At 45.0% G+C, this 18,281-nt stretch carries 15 protein-coding genes; 1 reads left to right on the forward strand and 14 read right to left on the reverse strand.

What is annotated here, in order from left to right; all coding sequences use genetic code 11:
- Positions 1–131: 131 nt before the first annotated feature.
- The 14 genes from MKY44_RS19480 to MKY44_RS19545 form a co-directional block, all read right to left on the reverse strand.
- Entirely contained in the window at positions 132–2,084 is a 1,953-nt protein-coding gene (locus tag MKY44_RS19480) for a stage V sporulation protein D (protein ID WP_036614879.1), read from the reverse strand.
- A gap of 94 nt (positions 2,085–2,178) precedes the next feature.
- Positions 2,179–4,521, reverse strand: a complete 2,343-nt coding sequence (locus MKY44_RS19485) for a penicillin-binding transpeptidase domain-containing protein (RefSeq protein ID WP_341008195.1) — start codon at positions 4,519–4,521, stop codon at positions 2,179–2,181.
- A gap of 12 nt (positions 4,522–4,533) precedes the next feature.
- Positions 4,534–4,962, reverse strand: a complete 429-nt coding sequence (locus MKY44_RS19490; protein ID WP_341008197.1) for a hypothetical protein — start codon at positions 4,960–4,962, stop codon at positions 4,534–4,536.
- Positions 4,963–4,989: 27 nt separating this feature from the next.
- A complete protein-coding gene (rsmH, locus tag MKY44_RS19495) occupies positions 4,990–5,940 on the reverse strand; it encodes a 16S rRNA (cytosine(1402)-N(4))-methyltransferase RsmH (protein ID WP_036674830.1) in 951 nt (316 codons plus the stop codon).
- A gap of 18 nt (positions 5,941–5,958) precedes the next feature.
- Positions 5,959–6,396, reverse strand: a complete 438-nt coding sequence (mraZ, locus tag MKY44_RS19500; protein WP_341008199.1) for a division/cell wall cluster transcriptional repressor MraZ — start codon at positions 6,394–6,396, stop codon at positions 5,959–5,961.
- 274 nt (positions 6,397–6,670) lie between these two features.
- A complete protein-coding gene (locus MKY44_RS19505) occupies positions 6,671–7,936 on the reverse strand; it encodes an adenosylhomocysteinase (protein WP_211080785.1) in 1,266 nt (421 codons plus the stop codon).
- A 44-nt stretch (positions 7,937–7,980) separates the two neighbouring features.
- Entirely contained in the window at positions 7,981–9,612 is a 1,632-nt protein-coding gene (gene bshC, locus MKY44_RS19510) for a bacillithiol biosynthesis cysteine-adding enzyme BshC (RefSeq protein WP_341008201.1), read from the reverse strand.
- 157 nt (positions 9,613–9,769) lie between these two features.
- Complete coding sequence (locus tag MKY44_RS19515) at positions 9,770–11,539, reverse strand: ABC transporter ATP-binding protein (RefSeq protein ID WP_341008203.1); 1,770 nt, start codon at positions 11,537–11,539, stop codon at positions 9,770–9,772.
- Positions 11,540–11,556: 17 nt separating this feature from the next.
- Positions 11,557–12,438, reverse strand: coding sequence for an ABC transporter permease (locus MKY44_RS19520; RefSeq protein ID WP_371129057.1), 882 nt, complete (start codon positions 12,436–12,438; stop codon positions 11,557–11,559).
- Between the two features lie 47 nt (positions 12,439–12,485).
- Positions 12,486–13,418, reverse strand: coding sequence for an ABC transporter permease (locus tag MKY44_RS19525; protein WP_076211567.1), 933 nt, complete (start codon positions 13,416–13,418; stop codon positions 12,486–12,488).
- Positions 13,419–13,607: 189 nt separating this feature from the next.
- Entirely contained in the window at positions 13,608–15,305 is a 1,698-nt protein-coding gene (locus MKY44_RS19530) for a peptide ABC transporter substrate-binding protein (protein ID WP_133385541.1), read from the reverse strand.
- Positions 15,306–15,458: 153 nt separating this feature from the next.
- Positions 15,459–15,833 (reverse strand): DUF3397 domain-containing protein, encoded by a 375-nt coding sequence (locus tag MKY44_RS19535; protein WP_047843759.1) that lies wholly within the window; start codon positions 15,831–15,833, stop codon positions 15,459–15,461.
- Positions 15,833–16,792 carry a ketopantoate reductase family protein gene (locus MKY44_RS19540; RefSeq protein WP_341008204.1) on the reverse strand — a complete coding sequence of 320 codons (960 nt, stop codon included), beginning with the start codon at positions 16,790–16,792 and terminating at the stop codon, positions 15,833–15,835. Before MKY44_RS19540 ends, MKY44_RS19535 begins: the two co-directional genes overlap by 1 nt.
- 151 nt (positions 16,793–16,943) lie before the next feature.
- Positions 16,944–17,594: an RsfA family transcriptional regulator gene (locus MKY44_RS19545; protein WP_076211575.1), complete on the reverse strand. Its 651-nt coding sequence runs from the start codon at positions 17,592–17,594 to the stop codon at positions 16,944–16,946.
- Between the two features lie 314 nt (positions 17,595–17,908).
- Here MKY44_RS19545 and MKY44_RS19550 point away from each other — a divergent pair, with 314 nt between their 5' ends.
- Positions 17,909–18,145 (forward strand): DUF2626 domain-containing protein, encoded by a 237-nt coding sequence (locus MKY44_RS19550; RefSeq protein ID WP_017687281.1) that lies wholly within the window; start codon positions 17,909–17,911, stop codon positions 18,143–18,145.
- Positions 18,146–18,281: the final 136 nt, after the last annotated feature.

The following is an 18,281-nucleotide window of genomic DNA, read 5'->3' on the forward strand; positions in this document are numbered from 1 at the left end:
CTCACTTTTCCAATTATACTTCTGTTTTAACATATGTCTGTATTTATTAATATCGTCAATACAACCCAATAATGAAACGCACTTGGATGAATTTTGTTGCGCTAGAAGCTTCAAACTACCCCTAAGCCCCGTTATTCATCCTTTGTGTGATCATGTGCATCGTTCAGTACATTCCCCATATAAATGCGGATGGTTGATCCCTGATCTACCCTCGCCCCAGGTTTGGGTGCCTGATTAATCACGTATTTACCACTGCCAGACTTCGCCAGCATAAAATTCATGTTCAGGTCTTCGTACAGATCTTCAACAGTAGCTCCTGTCAGGTCTGGGACTGTCACAATTTTGGTTTCACCATACTTGTATTCTTTGGCGACCTGATCCTTCCGAACAGGGACATTCATATAATGCAAAGCATCTTCAAGGATGTTCTGCACAATCGGGGCGGCAACCACGCCTCCGAACTGAATTCCTTTGGGATTATCAACTGCGGTATAGACCACAATCTGAGGGTCATCTGCCGGTGCAAATCCGATAAAGGATACGATATGCTCAGTCGAGGAATAACGTCCGTTGATAACCTTCTGGGCTGTACCTGTTTTGCCACCGACCCGGTATCCATCAATGAATGCCGGACGCCCGGTACCTTTTGCGACAACACTCTCGAGTGCTTCACGTACTTGTTTGGATGTATTCTCCGAGATCACCTGACGAACCAGTTCCGGCTTGGCTTCTTCCATGACTTCTCCTGTGACCGGATGGACCCACGCTTTCGTAACATAAGGCTTGTAAAGTTTACCCCCATTGATGGCCGCTGACACAGCAGCTACTTGCTGAATGGGCGTTACGGATACACCTTGACCAAAAGCCGTCGTTGCAAGCTCGACAGGTCCCACTCTGGACAGTTTGAACAGAATTCCACTGGCTTCTCCGCTGAGGTCGATCCCTGTCTTGGTGCCGAAACCAAAGTCTTTAATATAGGAGAAGAGCGATTCTTTGCCCAGCCTCTGCCCCAAAGCCACAAAGCCCGGGTTACATGAGTTCTCCACAACTTGTAAGAAGGTCTGACTTCCGTGGCCACCCTTTTTCCAGCAACGCAGACGGGCTCCCCCCACCTCAACATATCCGGGATCAAAAAATTGATCCTGTTGCAGATTGACCTTTTTCTCTTCAAGCGCTGCCGCCAAAGTAATGATCTTAAATGTGGAGCCCGGCTCGTAGGTCATCCAGATCGGTAAATTTCGATTGTATATCTCCGCTGGATATTGCTGATAATCGGCAGGCTCGTATCCCGGCCTGCTGGACATCCCCAAGATTTCACCCGTTTTTGGATTCATCGCTATGGCCAATGCTGAGTTCGCCTGGAACTTCACCATGGCCTGATCCAGTTCTCTCTCCATGATGGACTGAATGGATTTATCAATGGTCAGCTTGAGGTTAAGGCCGTCCTTCGGTTCCACATACTTCTCGGATGAGCCCGGCATTAGCCTTCCGGCCGCATCGGACAAGTAGGACACACTGCCATTCAAACCATTCAGCTTATCATCATATTTCTTCTCGACACCCGTTAAGCCCTGATTATCAATGCCCGTAAAACCAAGAATATGGGCAGCCAAATCATCATAAGGATAAAAACGTTTATTGTCCTCAGCAACAACGATACCCGGAAGCTTCAAATCACGGATGCGCTGAGCTTTCTCCATCGTAATTTTGCGGCCGCCGGGTTGTAGTCGTACAATGAGTTCTCGTTTCTTGATGGTTGCGAGCACTTTTTCTTCCGTCATCCCAAGCAATGGGGCCAGCGCTTTAGCCGTCGTTTCAGCTTCTTTAACCTGAGCCGGAATGGCCATAATGGTCGGTGTTGTCACATTATAGGCCAGAGAGGTTCCATTTCGATCCAGGATCTCCCCCCGCTTGGCTGAGTAAGGAATATTACGCCGCCAGGATTCTTCTGCTTTTGCTGACAATTCAGGGCCTTCCCCGAGCTGTACATAAGCAAGCCTGATCATCAGGGCCGAAAATAACAAAACTAAAATCATTAAACTCCATAGCAACCTGCGCCGCAGATTTACGCTTGATCCCTTCACGAAAAGATCCCCCCACTCGTCCCAAAATCATGACATTCGTTCCATTCATGAATATTCAGGACAACCGGGGGTTAGAACAAGCTGTCAGAGCTCCCTAAGGAAGCGAAGCTCCGTTTGTGGCTGGATCATCAGAGGATTCGGATTCATTGGCAGGAGCCTTGTTGTTATCTGTTTCGTCTGTTCCGTCTGTTTCGTCGGTTTTAGCTTCTCCGGCCGAAGCCTCTTGTTCCTTCACTTCAGCTTCTGACGACGGATCAGAAGAGATTGGAGCCTCATCGGCTATACCTGTCACTGCAGCTTTGGCAGTTTGCAAGTTCAACTGCACAGTTCTCTGCTCACCTGCGACCTGCTCGGTTTGCTTCACGACATAACCCTCGCCCTTGACCGTAACCCCCACTTTCATGAGAGAAAGTACTTCTAGGGCATCACGGAGAGATTCACCTGTTAGATCGGGAATCTTCATCTTGCTGCTTTCTTCCGTTAGCAGATAGATTCGTTGGCCTGGATTCATAGAGGCGCCAGCAACCGGATACTGCCGAATTACATTATCACCTTGACCAAGAGTCACATAAGCAATACCTGCGCTTAGAAGCTGGCTTCTGGCTTGTTTGGCTGTCTTGCCACTTAAGTCAGGAGCCTTGGCTTGCACGACAGAGACTTCTTTTGACTTTTTGTCAGGAGTTCTGGCTGTATCTTTGGGTATTCCCATGTATTGAAGAGTCTGGCTGACAATCTTTTTGAACACCGGCGCAGCTGCGGTTCCTCCCCCAATGTTGGTTCCATCCGGTTGGTCAATGACAACAAGTATAGCAATCTTCGGATTATTCACGGGCGCGAATCCAATAAACGATACAACGTCTTTCGATTTGCTGTATTCTCCGTTCACGACCTTTCTTGCCGTACCTGTCTTACCAGCCACACGGTAACCTTCAATATAGGCGTTACGACCGGTACCAATCGTTTGGTCTGCAACCACTTGTTCCAGATAACCGCTCACCAGTTTAGAAGATTCCTTGGAAATCACCTGACGAACAACTTTGGGTTTGATCACTTCCGCGGTCCCATCATTCGGATTCTTGATCTCCTTCACCAGATGTGGCTCCAACAATTTGCCGCCGTTGGCAATCGCAGAGATGGCTGCGACCTGTTGAATTGGTGTTACCTGTACAAGACCGTGACCGTAGGCAGCGGTAGCAATTTCTGATTTGAAAACCAGTGGTTTAATTGGTGATGCTGCCTCATTCGGCAGATCAATGCCCGTCTTTTTGCCGAAACCGAATTCGTCTATGTAATGACGCAGACGTTCACCGCCAAGCATGTTGTAACCCAGATTAACAAAAGCAATGTTACTGGAGCGTTTTACACCTTCAAGGTAGGATATTCGTCCGTAAGAATGACCGTTATCACTAATCGTATATCCGCCAATATAGGTTGGTTTCGATTCAAAACTTGCATTGGGATCGAAGAGTTTTTCTTCAACAGCCCCTGCTAGCGTAACTATTTTGAATGTACTACCCGGCTCATAGATGGATTGCGTAGCATGGTTGATAAAATTCTTTTGATCAGGTGTACTCCCATACGTATTCGGGTTAAAGGTCGGCCAGTTCGCCATCCCTAGAATCTCCATCGTGTTTGGGTCTGCAGCAATGACCGTCATGCTCAGTGGATTATACTTGGCAACGGCTTCTTTCATTGCATCCTCAATGTAGAACTGGATCGTATCATCGATGGTCAGCGTAAGGTTCTTACCGTTCTGAGGTGGCAGATAGTTATCCTGTGAATCTGGAAGTTTAATGCCTTTGGCATCCTTCTGATAATTCAGATATCCATCTGTGCCTGTCAGTGCTTCATCATATGAGACTTCAAGTCCATTGACAGCTTTCCCATCACGGCTCATATATCCCAAGAGGTGAGAAGCAAGTGTTTCTTCAGGGTAAAAACGCTTCGACTCCTGAGCCATCACAATTGCATTACGAGCCTTGTACTCTTCTTGTAATTCCTCACGCAGTTCGTTGACTTTTTCCGCAAGCTCTGGACTTATCTTATATCCTTCACTGCGTACTTCACGTTGCTGAAAAAAATCGCCATTTTCTTTCTTCGCTGTGACTAGAGCACGCATCTCACTCTCATTTTTCCCAAGAAGGGCAGAGAGCTTCTCCGTAACAACATCCTGAATTCCGAGTTCATTAATTAATAACGGATTAACAGAAACCGTATACGCAGGGGCATCGGTAGCCAAAATATTACCATTTCGATCCGTAATCGTTCCACGTGCAGCCTTAATCGTCTGTTCCCGCTCTACCAAACCGGCTGCCCGTTCCTGCCATTCACCGCCATTCACAACTTGAATGAAAAAGATTCGGGTTACGAGTACAAGAAAAAAGAGGGTAATACATCCCCCTATAAGCAACGTGCGCATCTTTATTCTTTTTATCATCGGAACACCTCTTTACTTACTGCTTGCTGTATTTGAGGACGATTCAGTGCCAGTTGATTTCGTACTTGTTGAGCGAGGTACATAAATGACATCCTTATCGGAAGCTTCAACGTAACCAAGTTGTTTTGCATTTTCGATGACCTGGTTGTTCAATGTTTCTTTTTCCACCTGCAGATCTGCAATCGTCTTTTCATACCCCTTGATATCCGAAATAGTGGACTGCGCCTGCTTGTTCAGATCATAGATATGAGCATAACGAGACATCAAGGCTCCTCCAACAAGGATAACTGCAACCAGGGTAATCAGATACAAAATCTTCTCGCGTGCCGGAAGACCCGTACGTCGGGTCACCACTTTGGTGGTTTCTTTGTATCGTTGCTGGGTCACACGTTCCTGGGACGCTTTTTCTTTTACAGCGAGATTACCACGTGTATATGCCATACTCCGATTCTCTCCTCCACTCTTGATCTACAATTTCTCGGCTACGCGCAGCTTGGCTGAACGAGCACGTGAATTTTCGGTCAATTCCGTTTCCGTTGGAATCAACGGTTTTCTGTTAACTAAACGCAGGGTCCCCTTGCCGCCGCATACACACAACGGAAAATCGGGTGGACATGTACATTTTTCCAGATAACTGCTGAAAATCTGTTTACATATCCGATCCTCAAGGGAGTGGAAGGTAATAACAGATACACGTCCTCCTGGTGCCAGACAACGAACAGCCTGATGCAAGCCTTCTTCGAACGCACCCAACTCATCGTTGACGGCAATGCGTAATGCCTGGAAGCTGCGTTTGGCAGGATGTCCACCAGTACGTCGAGCTGCCGCCGGGATGCCTTCCTTGATCAGTTCCACTAGTTCACCTGTCGTCTCAATGGTAGACTGCGCTCGTTTTCCGACGATAACACGGGCAATTCTTCTCGAAAACTTCTCTTCACCATAGCGATACAAAATTCGAGCAATCTCTTCTTCTGGCCACTCATTCACAATCTCTTTGGCCGTCAGCATTGCATCCTGGTCCATTCGCATATCGAGCGGAGCATCGTGATTGTAACTGAATCCACGTTCTCCTTCATCAAATTGCGGAGATGACACACCCAAGTCGTACAAAATACCGTCGACCTGTGGTACACCATCCTTCATTGGTACATCCAGATCCTTGAGTACCTGTTCCAGATCCCGAAAATTGGTTTTCACCAATGTTACACGTTCTCCATAAGCTGCGAGCTTCTCGCGTGCATTATCCAAAGCCCAATCATCCTGATCAAGTGCGATCAGACGTCCCCCTGGACCGAGCTTGGAAGCAATCACGGAGCTATGTCCGCCCCCGCCTAAAGTGCAGTCCACGTATATACCGTCCTGCTTGATGTTTAATCCCTCTGTTGCCTCTTCTTTGAGTACGGTTATGTGGTGAAACAACCTGCACCCCTCCTGACTTTATAAATCAAAATTAAAATCGACCAGCTTTTCGGCAATGTCGTTGAATGCTTCTTCGGATTGATTGAAATAACTCTCCCATATGCCTTTGCTCCAAATCTCCACCCGGTTCGACACGCCAAGAACAACACAATCCTTGTCCAGCTTGGCATACTCTCTTAAATTGCCCGGCAGATTTACCCTGCCCTGTTTGTCCAGTTCACATTCGGTTGCACCCGAGAAAAAAAACCGGGTAAACGCACGTGCATCAGATTTCATCAATGGCAGTGCTTTGAGCTTCTGTTCCATGACCCCCCACTCCTCCATGGGGTACACGAAAAGACACTGGTCCAAACCCCGTGTGGCAACGAAAGACGGTCCCAGAGATTCGCGGAATTTAGCCGGAATGATAACCCGACCCTTATCATCAATGCTATGTTGGAACTCCCCCATAAACATTGGCCCACTCACTCCTCACCCGTTTCTCCCACTTTGCCCCACTTTCCACCACCTAAGCATAATAGATTCGCACAAAAAAATCAAAACCCTTCTTGCATGACTTGATTTTTTAATTTTTCAGCATAAAAAAAGCGTCCTTGATCCTGTCACTCAGGATCAAAGACGCTTCCCTTAAACGGGCAATCGTATGTCTACCCGCACATGAGCCATATCATCAATAAACCATTCTATACCTATTGAACCATTTCATCAGCTTGTAATTATTGGATAGTGCTTAAAATTTCCAGCTATCCAGGTATTTCTCTTGCTCAGCTGACAAGGAGTCGATGCCAATATTCAGGCTTTCAAGTTTATAGCTGGCAACCTGCTGGTCAATATCATAAGGTACATTAACAACGTTTTTACCCAAGTCTTTATAATTCTCACTTACATAACGCAGACCAAGTGCCTGTAGGGCAAACGTCGTATCCATGATTTCGGCGGGGTGACCATCTGCTGCACCCAGGTTTACAAGACGACCTTCTGCAAGAAGGTACATTTTACGACCGTCTTTGAAACGATATTCCTCAATGTTGCGACGAACTGTGCGAATCGATTCTGAACGTTTAGCCAGTTCAGGTTTATTCACTTCAACATCAAAGTGACCCGCATTACTCAGGATCGCTCCGTCCTTCATCACATCGTAATGCTCACCTGTGATAACATCCTTATTGCCTGTAACTGCGATAAAGAAATCGCCCAATTTGGCGGCTTCTACCATCGTCATGACCCGGAACCCGTCCATGTGTGCTTCTACCGCTTTGATTGGATCGATCTCGGTTACGATCACATTCGCACCAAGACCTTTGGCGCGCATCGCTACACCTTTACCACACCAGCCATAACCTGCTACCACTACGTTTTTACCAGCGATAACCAAGTTAGTTGTACGAATAATCCCGTCGAATGCAGATTGTCCAGTACCATAGCGATTGTCAAACAGATACTTGCAGTATGCGTCATTAACCGCAACCATCGGGAACTTCAATTGTCCTTCTTTCGCCAATGCTTTCAAACGGATAATACCCGTTGTCGTTTCTTCTGCTCCTCCGCGAATTGTTGCTGCGAGGTCAGGGCGCTCGGATGCAATAATGGTTGCAAAGTCTCCACCATCATCAATAATGAGATCAGGCTTCACCTCAAGCGCACGCAGTTGCAGTGATTTGAATTCCGCAGGCTCCGGATTGTACTTCGCATACACCGTAACACCGTCTTCCACCAATGCTGCGCAAACATCATCTTGTGTAGACAATGGATTGCTATGCGTAATCGTTACTTCTGCACCACCCGCTTGGATCACTTTTGCCAAGTAAGCTGTTTTCGCTTCCAGATGAAGACAAATGGCAACCTTCAAACCTTTGAAGGGCAGATCCTGTTCGAACTGGCGACGAATGCGGTTTAGTACCGGCATATGCGCTTCTACCCAATCAATTTTCAGGTGACCCTCTGAAGCGAGTCCCATATCTTTAACAATACTGTTTTGCAATGCAGGTGTAGTCATATCATATCCTCCTCGTTTTGGTGTTTCTTCTATTATAAAGGGCTCTATAGTGCAATAACCTTATGCTCTCCAAGGAATTCGCTTGAGGCCTTAATCAGTTCATCGATCCACTCGGTGCCATAACGATTCAGGTAAAAGAGTGCATTATGTACTCGTTCCTGTGGTTTGCCCGTTGGGAATAAGGAGTTCTGAATGCCGTTCCAGTGCCTTAGACTCACATTATGTTTATCTTCGATAGCTTTGTGAGTCTGTTGTTTCAGATACTGCATTTGCTCGTTGATTTTACTCAAATTGGTGTCACCAATTCGTTCCAACCCCGGATGAATCTCCGCGATCTCATCTAGCAACGGTCCATACAGATCAAGAAACGCCTCCTGAACCTTGTCAAACTGTTCATCTACCTGGAACGTCTCCTGCTGTGCGAGCCACTGCTCCTTCTTTTCTTCCATATGATATTGAACATCCTGAAAAGAAAGTCCATATTGTCTCATATGTTTGTGATGAATATCTTCCATAATGGTGAAAGACAACCGCGGCAACAAAATGGGCATTTGCAGGCCGAACTGACGGAATGCTTCCCGAGTCAAACCCCAATATGCAATTTCACCTTGCCCCAAAATAACAGCAGCTACAGGCAACACGGAATCTTGCATTAATGGTCGTGTCAATACGTTGTTACTGAAGCGCTCCGGATGTTCTCCCAGTTCCTGAAGCAAACGTTCCTCTGTGAAAGAAACCAAACCTTTGCGATCACTATATAAACCGTCCTTCAACAACAAGAGTAGACGCGTACCTTCATGAATGTAGAACAGATTGGCTCCATCCTCCGCTACTTCGGCAGGCATAGCATAACCAGCTTGTTGTACCAGCGAAGCACCTTGTGTGTATGCGCTGCGCAGCACTTCATTTTTTCGTATCAACCGCTCAAACACGGGCTGTTCCAACCTGCGTAAATCTGGATCCGATGCATCCATTAGAACAAGTCCACTACTGGCAAACAAGGCAGATATCATGCGGGCAAATGCATCACTCAGATTTGAACTGGATTGATGGATCTCTGTGATGCATTTCATCAGTCCTGGTTTATGTATCGTATCAGGTAAAAGATGTTCCACCTGTTCGAGTACATTCACCCACTGCTGCGAATCCACATGAACATTACTCACAGAATCCCTTCCTGCGAATCGTCCTTGTAACTTAACCTTCCTCATGTCTCCCTGATGATCAGGTAGATATGTGTGGTTAACCTCATCCCAGTCATGGTCTTCACCGGCAATCCAAAATACTGGGACTACCGGGCGTTGAAGTCTTTCTTCCGCTTCACGCGCAGCTGCCACTACGCTAGCGGCTTTGTATATGACGAACAGTGGTCCGGTGAGCAGACCGCTCTGCTGTCCTCCTGTAACCACTAGTGCATCTTGTTCTGCAAGACGTGTGATGGACGTATGAACCTCTCCATGGTCGTTCACCCGCTTATTATATATACGTAAATACTCTGCCAGATCACGACGATCAATACGTGTGTTTTCCGATTGGTCAAGCCACTCGGCACGCGCCTGAAGTCCTGATTCCCAGCGAATGTCATACTCGTAAAGGCCACGCGCAGCATCTCTTGAACAGATATAATCTTCTGCAAGTCTTGATCCGCTGCGGAGTGCCTCGGTAATACCGTTCATGAGGTCTGCCTCCTATTCTGCTTCAAAGAGCCTTTCTTGATTGTACCGAATTCAAGGCCGCTTCGTCAAAAGAAAGTGATTAAAATACGAAAAAAACCGCCGAACGAGTCGGCGGCATTTAATACATCAATAATAGCATATCGCATTAATATTCCTATTATACGTAAGGTTCTGCAACCCAGTGACCTTTGGAAACCTCAATCAATTGAGCATTTTCCAAGTTGTACGGGTCATTTGCAGGACCACCAGATCCATTTTGAATCGGGCTCATATGCTCTTCCGGCAGCAAGATGCGACGTTTGTTCGCTTCCACTTCCGGATCAGGTACAGGGATTGCTGAGAGCAATGTTTTGGTATAAGGGTGGATAGGGTTCGCATACAGTTCTTCACTTTCTGCGAGTTCAACCACTTTACCCATGTACATTACAGCGACACGGTCACTGATATGTTTAACCATCGACAAGTCATGCGCGATAAACAGGTAAGTCAAGCCGAGACGTTGCTGAAGTTCTTCAAGCAATTTAACGACCTGCGCCTGAATAGATACATCCAGTGCAGACAATGGCTCATCACAGATGATGAATTTAGGGTCTACAGCAAGTGCACGCGCAATCCCGATCCGTTGTCTTTGACCACCGGAGAATTCATGTGGATAACGAAGAGCATGACTTGGATTCAAACCTACCAGATCAAGCAGTTCCTCCACTCGTCTCTTACGCTCTTTAGAGCTGGAAGCCAGACCATGAATATCGAGGGACTCCCCGATAATATCCATAACATTGAAACGCGGGTTAAGAGATGCATATGGATCTTGGAAGATCATCTGCATATCTTTACGCATTTCTTTCATTTTACGCGGGGACAACTTGTAGATATCCGTTCCGTTGAAGTTAACATTTCCGCCAGTTGGCTCATAAAGACGCAGAATGGTACGACCTGTTGTGGATTTACCACAGCCAGACTCGCCTACAACGCCAAGTGTTTCACCTTCAAAGATATCAAAGCTTACGTCATTGACCGCTTTGAGAATGTTACCTTTACCCAAATTAAAGTACTGTTTCAAGTTTTTCACTTGTACCAGAGGCTTATTGCTGCCTTTGATAATACCAGCCGGAGTTGGTTTTTCCTTTTTGGGCTCGTCCAGACGAGGCAAAGCATTCAGCAATTTAATGGTGTATGGATGTTGAGGGTTACTAAAGATTTCAGCAGTTGTTCCTGTTTCAACAACTTCGCCTTCCTTCATAACAACAACACGGTCACACATACCCGCTACGACACCAAGGTCATGCGTAATCAGCATGATCGATGTTCCCAGCTTTTGCTGCATGTCTTTCATGACATCCAGAATTTGAGCCTGAATTGTAACGTCAAGTGCAGTTGTCGGTTCATCCGCAATCAGAAGGGATGGACGACATGCAAGTGCGATCGCAATCATGGCACGCTGACGCATACCACCAGAGAATTGGTGAGGATAATGATTCATGCGAATAGCCGCATTTTTAATACCTACAAGTTCAAGCATCTCCAAAGCCGCTTTATTCGCCGCTTGTTTGGACATGTTCTGATGCTTGCGCAATACTTCGGTAATTTGTTTACCAATTTTAATGGTAGGATTCAATGAAGTCATTGGATCTTGGAAGATCATACCGATATCTTTACCACGAATCGCTTCCATTTGTTTGTCTGTCTTATTCAGCAGGTCTTGCCCGTGAAAAGTAATTTCTCCGCTTTTGACCTTCGAAGGCGGGGAGGGAATCAATTTCATGATGGTTTGGGCGGTAACACTCTTACCACTACCCGATTCACCTACGATCCCCAGCGTCTCTCCTTTGCCAAGTTCAAAACTCACATGTTTAACGGCATCAAATTCACCAGAACGTGTTGAGAACGACACACTCAGGTCTTTGACAGTTAAAATCGGCTCCATAATCCCACCTCCTGTTTCTATTTACGTAATTTCGGATCGAGTGCGTCACGCAGACCGTCTCCGAGCAAGTTAAATGCAAGCATTGTAAGAACCATCAGACCTGCTGGGAACCACATCCGCCACGGGAATAGCGTCCAGCCTGTAAGTGCATCATTGATCATAGAACCAAGTGAAGATCTTGGTGCTGATACACCCAATCCAAGGAAGCTCAGGAACGCTTCAGCAAAGATTGCATTTGGAATAGACAATGTCAATGTTACAAGAATCGGTCCTATTGCATTGGGCAGCAAATGACGGAACAATTGACGGCCTGTGCTTGCTCCCATGGATCTTGCAGCAAGAATAAAGTCTCTGTTTTTGAGTTGCATAATCTCACCACGCACAATCCATGACATGCTGATCCAGCCTGTGATGGTGAGGGCAATGATAATCGTTGTCAGACTTGGTTCCAGTACAACCAGCAACAAAATTACAACAAGCATGTACGGCAAGGAGTAGAGGATTTCGGAAAACTTGTTCATAATTCCATCTACACGTCCACCGTAGAAACCCATGATCGCTCCATAAATAACCCCGATAACAAGGTCAATCAAGGCTGCGGCCAAACCTACAGTAAGGGATACACGTGCTCCTACCCAAGTTCTTACCCACACGTCACGACCAAGCTCGTCCGTACCGAACCAGTGCTCCGCACTCGGCGCTGCATTGGCATTCAACAAATCATTGGAATAATAATTATAACTTGTAAACAAAGAAGTTGGACCAATCAAAGAGAAAATCACGACAAGAACCAATACACCCAGACTTATCATAGCAGCCTTATTGGTTGCAAGTCTGTACATGGCATCTTTAAAAAGGGATACACTTTCTTGCGGTTTAACCGCTGCCTGACTAGTCAGGTTCGTGTTCGCCGTTTCATTCTTTTTATTATTCGTGCCAGACAACGTTATGCCCCCTTCCGGCTTTCCAGCTTAATTCTAGGATCAATCAGCACGTAAGCGATATCCGTAAAGAAACGAGCCAACATCAGGAGGATACCATAGAAAATTGTAATCCCCATGATCATCGTGTAATCACGGTTTGTGATACTCTCTACGAATACTTTACCAATTCCCCCGATGTTAAAGATCTGTTCAATTACAACGGAACCTGTGATGATATTCGCTGTCATTGGACCAACATAAGTTACTACCGGTAGAATACCGTTTCTTACAACGTGTTTAAACATAATTGCAGGCCATTTCAGACCTTTGGCTTTAGCTGTTTTGATATAATCTGCATGTAAGACTTCAAGCATGCTTGAACGCGTCAAACGAGCGATAAAAGCAATCGGAGATGCAGATAGCGCTGCAACCGGAAGAACGTAATCCAATGGACCATCAAAGCCCATAACGTTAAACCAGCCTAATTTAGTAGCAAAGAGATACTGCAATAGTGACGCAAGCAAGAAGCTCGGAACAGCTATACCTATGACAGCAAGGATCATCGTGATATCATCAATGAGTTTACGATGGTAAACTGCAGCAATAAGCCCCAGCAAAACACCCACGATAATGGAGATAACAATTGCAAACACTCCGAGCTTCAGCGAAGCGGTGAATGTTTCGCCGATCATTCCGGCTACATCTCGATTGAGATATTTCATTGAGACTCCGAAATCTCCCTTAAGGATTCCACCCATATACTTCAGGTATTGTTCATACATCGGTTTGTCCAATCCATACTTCTGTTCCAGCAAAACCCGAATTTCAGGAGATACTTTTTTCTCGGATGTAAAAGGGTCACCCGGAATAGCCTTCATCAGGAAGAAGGTTGCAGATGCGAGTATGAAAAGCGATAGCAGCATAAATAATAGTTTTTTCAACACATACTTAACCAACCCTTGCACACCTCCACAAACAATATTTTGTATACAAATCGATTGTAGAATTAGACAGAAATAAAGTCCAATCCATTTATCGGAAATTTCAAGAATTATAAGGAAAATCGGTGCACATACAAAAAATCGGGATATATATGGAATTCCACATATATATCCCGAAGTATTCATATTAGACTTCAGAACAACTTATTTCTCTTCCAGATATGCACGCGTGAAGTCAATAGCTCCACTGAAATCAAGTTGTACGCCTTTCAGGTAAGGCTTGGTCAAAGATACGTTAGTGTAGTAATAGATTGGCATAACGCCCATTTCATCTTGAATCAGGATTTTCTCAGCGTCAGCAAATGCAGCCATACGTGCAGCTGGATCAGCAGATTTTACAGTGTCTTTAACATCTTTGTCATACTGTTCGTTGCTGAATTTGGAATCATTGTTTGTGTTTCCAGTAGTCCACATTTCCAAGAAGTTGTATGGATCGTTGTAGTCAGCAGACCAACCTGCACGAGCTACTTGGAAGTTTTGGTTTTGACGGTTCTCAAGGAATACGCCCCACTCTTGGTTTTCTGTTTTCACATCAACACCAAGATTTTGTTTCCACATGTCAGCAACCGCCAAAGCGATTTTTGCGTGACCATCACTAGTGTTGTAGATCAACGTAACAGCTGGCAATGTAGTGTAACCTTCTTCTTTCATGCCTTCAGCAAGCAATGCTTTAGCTTCTTCAACATTTTCTGTGAAGTAATCGTCTTTGTGCTCATCACGGAATTCGCCGTTTTCACCACGGATACCTGGAGGTACAAAGCCAAATGCTGGAATTTGTCCACCTTGTGTAACTTTGTCAACAATCAGCTGACGCTGAATTGCCATTGCAAATGCTTTACGGATTTTTACGTTGTTAAATGGTGCTTCGTTTACATTGAACTGATAGTAGTACGTACTTGCAATACCAGTAGCTTTGAACTCGTCCGGCAATTCCGCTTTTACAGAAGGAATTTGGTCGGATGGAATTTCACCGTTAGGTGCACCAGTGTAGTCCAATTGTCCTGATTTGTAAGCTTGCAGTTCGGAAGCACTGCTGTTCGTCAGAGACATATCGATTTGAGCCAATTTAATATCGGCAGCTGCATGGTAACCATCGTTTTTCTTCACAACAATTTTTTGACCTTTAGAGTATTGATCCATTACAAATGGTCCGTTAACGATCATGTTTTTGTAGTCTGTGAAGAATTTGTCATTGGTGTCAGCAGATGCATGTACTGGGTAGTACGTGTAGAATGCTGTCAGACCCAAGAAGTAAGGTGTTGGGTTTTCCAACGTCACTTCCAATGTGTGCTCATCAGTAGCTTTAACGCCAACTTGTGAGAAATCTGTGACTTTAGTACCTTTGTATGTTTCATCTTTGCTGAGGTTGTAACCTTCAGCGCCTTTAATATAGTACAATTGGTATGCATATGGAGAAGCTGTTTCCGGTTTCAAAGCACGTTCCCAAGAACGAACAAAGTCTTCGGCAGTGATTGCATCACCGTTGCTCCATTTAGCATCCGGGTTCAGGTTGAAAACATATTTCAAACCATCTTCGGAGATTGTCCAGTCTTTAGCTACGCCTGCTTGTTCTTTACCATCAGCATCGATGCGTACAAGACCTTCATACAAGAATTTCAGAACTGTGTTGGTTTGGCTGTCTTTTGCTTGAGCCGGGTCCAACGTAGGAGGTTCAGCTGACAGGTTGATTTTCAGAATTTGATCTTTCGCAAGACCATTTCCTTCGCTTGCAGAACCAGTATCGGTGTTACCTGTGCCTTCGTTTTTCGATCCGCACGCTGCAAGTACGGTACCGAACGCCAAAATCAGCGTCAAAAGGACTAATAGACTTTTCCTTTTCATCTAACACGTTCCCCCTAAATTGATATGGTTTATATGTTTATAGATTATACAACCACCGGTCAAAAAAATCTACATTACTTTTTCAGAAAGTAATGTTTTTTTCAGTTTTCGACAAAATCGACACATTTTTTGCCTCTTTTGCGTTATGTAACCTTACATCTGTTTCATGAAGTATCTAAATAATCCAAATAAAGTAAACAAAACATACCCGAAACTCATAATGATGAAGGCCATGCGCCATACGGCCCGGAACATTCTCCCCCCATCGACCTTCCCCTTTAGTCGATTTTGCGCACCTCCGATAAATCCAAGTGCTAGTAGTATGAGTAATAATGTCAGATAAAAACCAAAATTCGAATCAAATGTTAAGTTGAATAACGCCGATACTGAAAAAACAAGAAAAAAAGTGGTTACATCCATTGCCATCCGCATGGCGTTCCGTTTGTCTTTTTTCCATACGTACATGCCCCAATAGACAAGAAAGAACGGAAAAAAGGGCAATATGCTCAACACAATAAAAAGTCCCATTAATTCACTCCTTCCGGTTGCATTCCTTCAATCAGATGAAGCAGTATTTCATGTGTAGGTGCAACAAGGTCCAGCTTCTGTGCCATCCTTACAATATGACCGTTAATTGACCTCACTTCTGTACCACGTCCAGTGAGAACATCTGCAAGCATGGAGGAAGTATTCGTGGCAGTAGAACGACAGACCGATATCAGTTGATCCCACATATCCTGATCCAAACATATTCCACTTGCAGAGTAGATTAACAATACTTCATCATATAACTGGCGCATTAGCCTCTTTCGTTCTTCCTTGACGATCAATTCTCCATTAGGGATTCGCCATAGTGCCGTAAGCGGGTTAATGACTGAATTAATCAATAGTTTCCTGTATATCAGCTTATCGATTTCATTCGACACTGTACAGTCAAATCCTGCCTGCTGCAACGATCCCGACAGAGTAAATGTTCTCTCCTCCTCTATAGAGGTAGAAGCTACTATATGTATATTGTACTTCCCCAGCCTGGTTTCACCTGTACCTGCACGAGTTACCTCACTTTGTGTGCGCTTCGCACCTTCTGTTGTAACCGCACTACACAGAAGCGACTTTGGTAAAGCTGCTTGAAGTTTTGCCAGATGGCCCATCCCATTCTGAAAACAAGCGATATTCAGCACGTGATCTTGTAATGGACTAATCTCATGAATGAAATCATCAATGCTTGTCTGCTTAACCATGAGCAGTAACCATTCTCCTGGTGTGTTCTTCCATGTGTCAGTCAGCTCACTTATTGGTTTCGCCTGTATTTGATCCGGTAGAATATGTATCTCCTCGTCTTGTTCAACAATCGTTACTCCATCATGGCTGAGGAGGTCTGCCTGAGCAGTTGTTCTGGTCCAAAATCTGACCTGGTTACCTGACGCCAGCAGTTTCCCGCCATACAAAAGACCCAGTGCCCCCGCTCCTACGATGTCAATGATCATATGATGCACTCCTCTCCGCTTCAGTAGTTACTCTTCTATATATCTATAATAGAACAAAAACACCAAACTAAAAACCCGTCATACCTGCCGTTGTGTAACGGAGGTGTGGCGGGTTCATACCTGGCTTTCACCAATCAAACGTCTGAACTTGTTATTCAATTCGTTCCAGATTCCCGTTGGCATCCATCTTGAAACGTGTCTTAAGTTCCTCTTCTTCTTCGGACAAAAATGCGAGTCTGCGAGCCCGATCCATAATCTGAATCAAAGCTTTATAGTCGTCATTCACCACACGGTAATCCGTCTGTACTTCATTCACTTCCTTGGAGAGACGGTCATTCTCAAGACGTAGTTCAAGCAATTCATCTTCTTTCTCCCGAAGCTCCTTCTCCAGCATCTTGAGTTGACGATTACTCTCCTGCACCGTTCCCTTCCATTGTCGCAGGAAGCGGATTACTGCATCCATCGATAATGAATCGTCTGAGATCCCGTCTGATTTGTACAGATGTTCTTCAGTGTCCAGTGTAGACAATGCTGCAACCTGCGGTCCGAGCATAGCTGGCTGCTTTCTGAGATAACTTCGTTTTTGTCGTTGTGCCTTGGCATTACTGATGGCAGAATCATACTTTTTACGTACACAACTGTTCCAGCGAAAACCGCATGCGGCAGATGTTCTGCCTATTTTTTCGCCCACCTCTTCAAAAGCGGCCAATTGTGTACTGCCTTCCCGAATATGACGCAAAGTAACCTCAGCCAATATCAAATCGTCCTCTGTACTCCAAGCATCCTGTCTCACTGCAGTCATGCTATAATACCCTCCTAACAACATCCTAAAATAACCGTCCGCATTACCGGAAGCCCGGTATGTGAATTAGGTATAAAAGCTGCTTCATTCATTCTTATGCCTCTCATAGAGTTCATAGAATTGATTTCATACTAAAATGTATTTCCACATTCAGGCTTGCTCATACGTGACATACGTAAAACATATCCCTCTATACTTACTTTGAGCAAAAAAAGAATTCGCTTTCATATCCAAATTTGTTTACACGTTTTTCCTTTCCCGGTATAATGTTGTGTAGACAATCTATGAACGTACTTAGGAGAGGAGGATTTACCGTGGCACGCATGTTTCGGGTACTCGGGTTCTTCACGCTTGCAATTGGCCTGATGGCTTTTGCGGGAGATCTGGTCGAAATGGCTTTGCTTTTTTTCCTGCAGACTGCGTTTTTTGTCATTTTGGGATACTTGAAATTTACCGAGCGAACGTACATATTGCTCTTCTGGGGTTATATGATCGTAACATTCACGGGGTTCAGCTACTGGACCGTATTCGAAATGGGGTTGCCGCTCTAATCCACCTGCAGCATCAAAGTGATCCGATATCTGTCGGGTTGCTTTTTTGTTGTGTTCAGATTAAATGAATGCTCATGGTGTTATGTAACCACTAAGGATATTTCACGTATTTGTTTCATATATTGTCTGGAAGACA

Origin of the sequence: Paenibacillus sp. FSL R7-0026 (assembly GCF_038004485.1) — a bacterium.
Taxonomy (GTDB): domain Bacteria; phylum Bacillota; class Bacilli; order Paenibacillales; family Paenibacillaceae; genus Paenibacillus; species Paenibacillus xylanexedens_A.

Coding starts and splice junctions, on each gene's coding strand:
- MKY44_RS19485 (WP_341008195.1), bottom strand. CDS start 4,521: ATGATAAAAAGAATAAAGATGCGCACGTTGCTTATAGGGGGATGTATT.
- MKY44_RS19490 (WP_341008197.1), bottom strand. CDS start 4,962: ATGGCATATACACGTGGTAATCTCGCTGTAAAAGAAAAAGCGTCCCAG.
- mraZ (WP_341008199.1), bottom strand. CDS start 6,396: ATGTTTATGGGGGAGTTCCAACATAGCATTGATGATAAGGGTCGGGTT.
- MKY44_RS19505 (WP_211080785.1), bottom strand. CDS start 7,936: ATGACTACACCTGCATTGCAAAACAGTATTGTTAAAGATATGGGACTC.
- bshC (WP_341008201.1), bottom strand. CDS start 9,612: ATGAACGGTATTACCGAGGCACTCCGCAGCGGATCAAGACTTGCAGAA.
- MKY44_RS19515 (WP_341008203.1), bottom strand. CDS start 11,539: ATGGAGCCGATTTTAACTGTCAAAGACCTGAGTGTGTCGTTCTCAACA.
- MKY44_RS19530 (WP_133385541.1), bottom strand. CDS start 15,305: ATGAAAAGGAAAAGTCTATTAGTCCTTTTGACGCTGATTTTGGCGTTC.
- MKY44_RS19535 (WP_047843759.1), bottom strand. CDS start 15,833: ATGGGACTTTTTATTGTGTTGAGCATATTGCCCTTTTTTCCGTTCTTT.
- MKY44_RS19540 (WP_341008204.1), bottom strand. CDS start 16,792: ATGATCATTGACATCGTAGGAGCGGGGGCACTGGGTCTTTTGTATGGC.
- MKY44_RS19545 (WP_076211575.1), bottom strand. CDS start 17,594: ATGACTGCAGTGAGACAGGATGCTTGGAGTACAGAGGACGATTTGATA.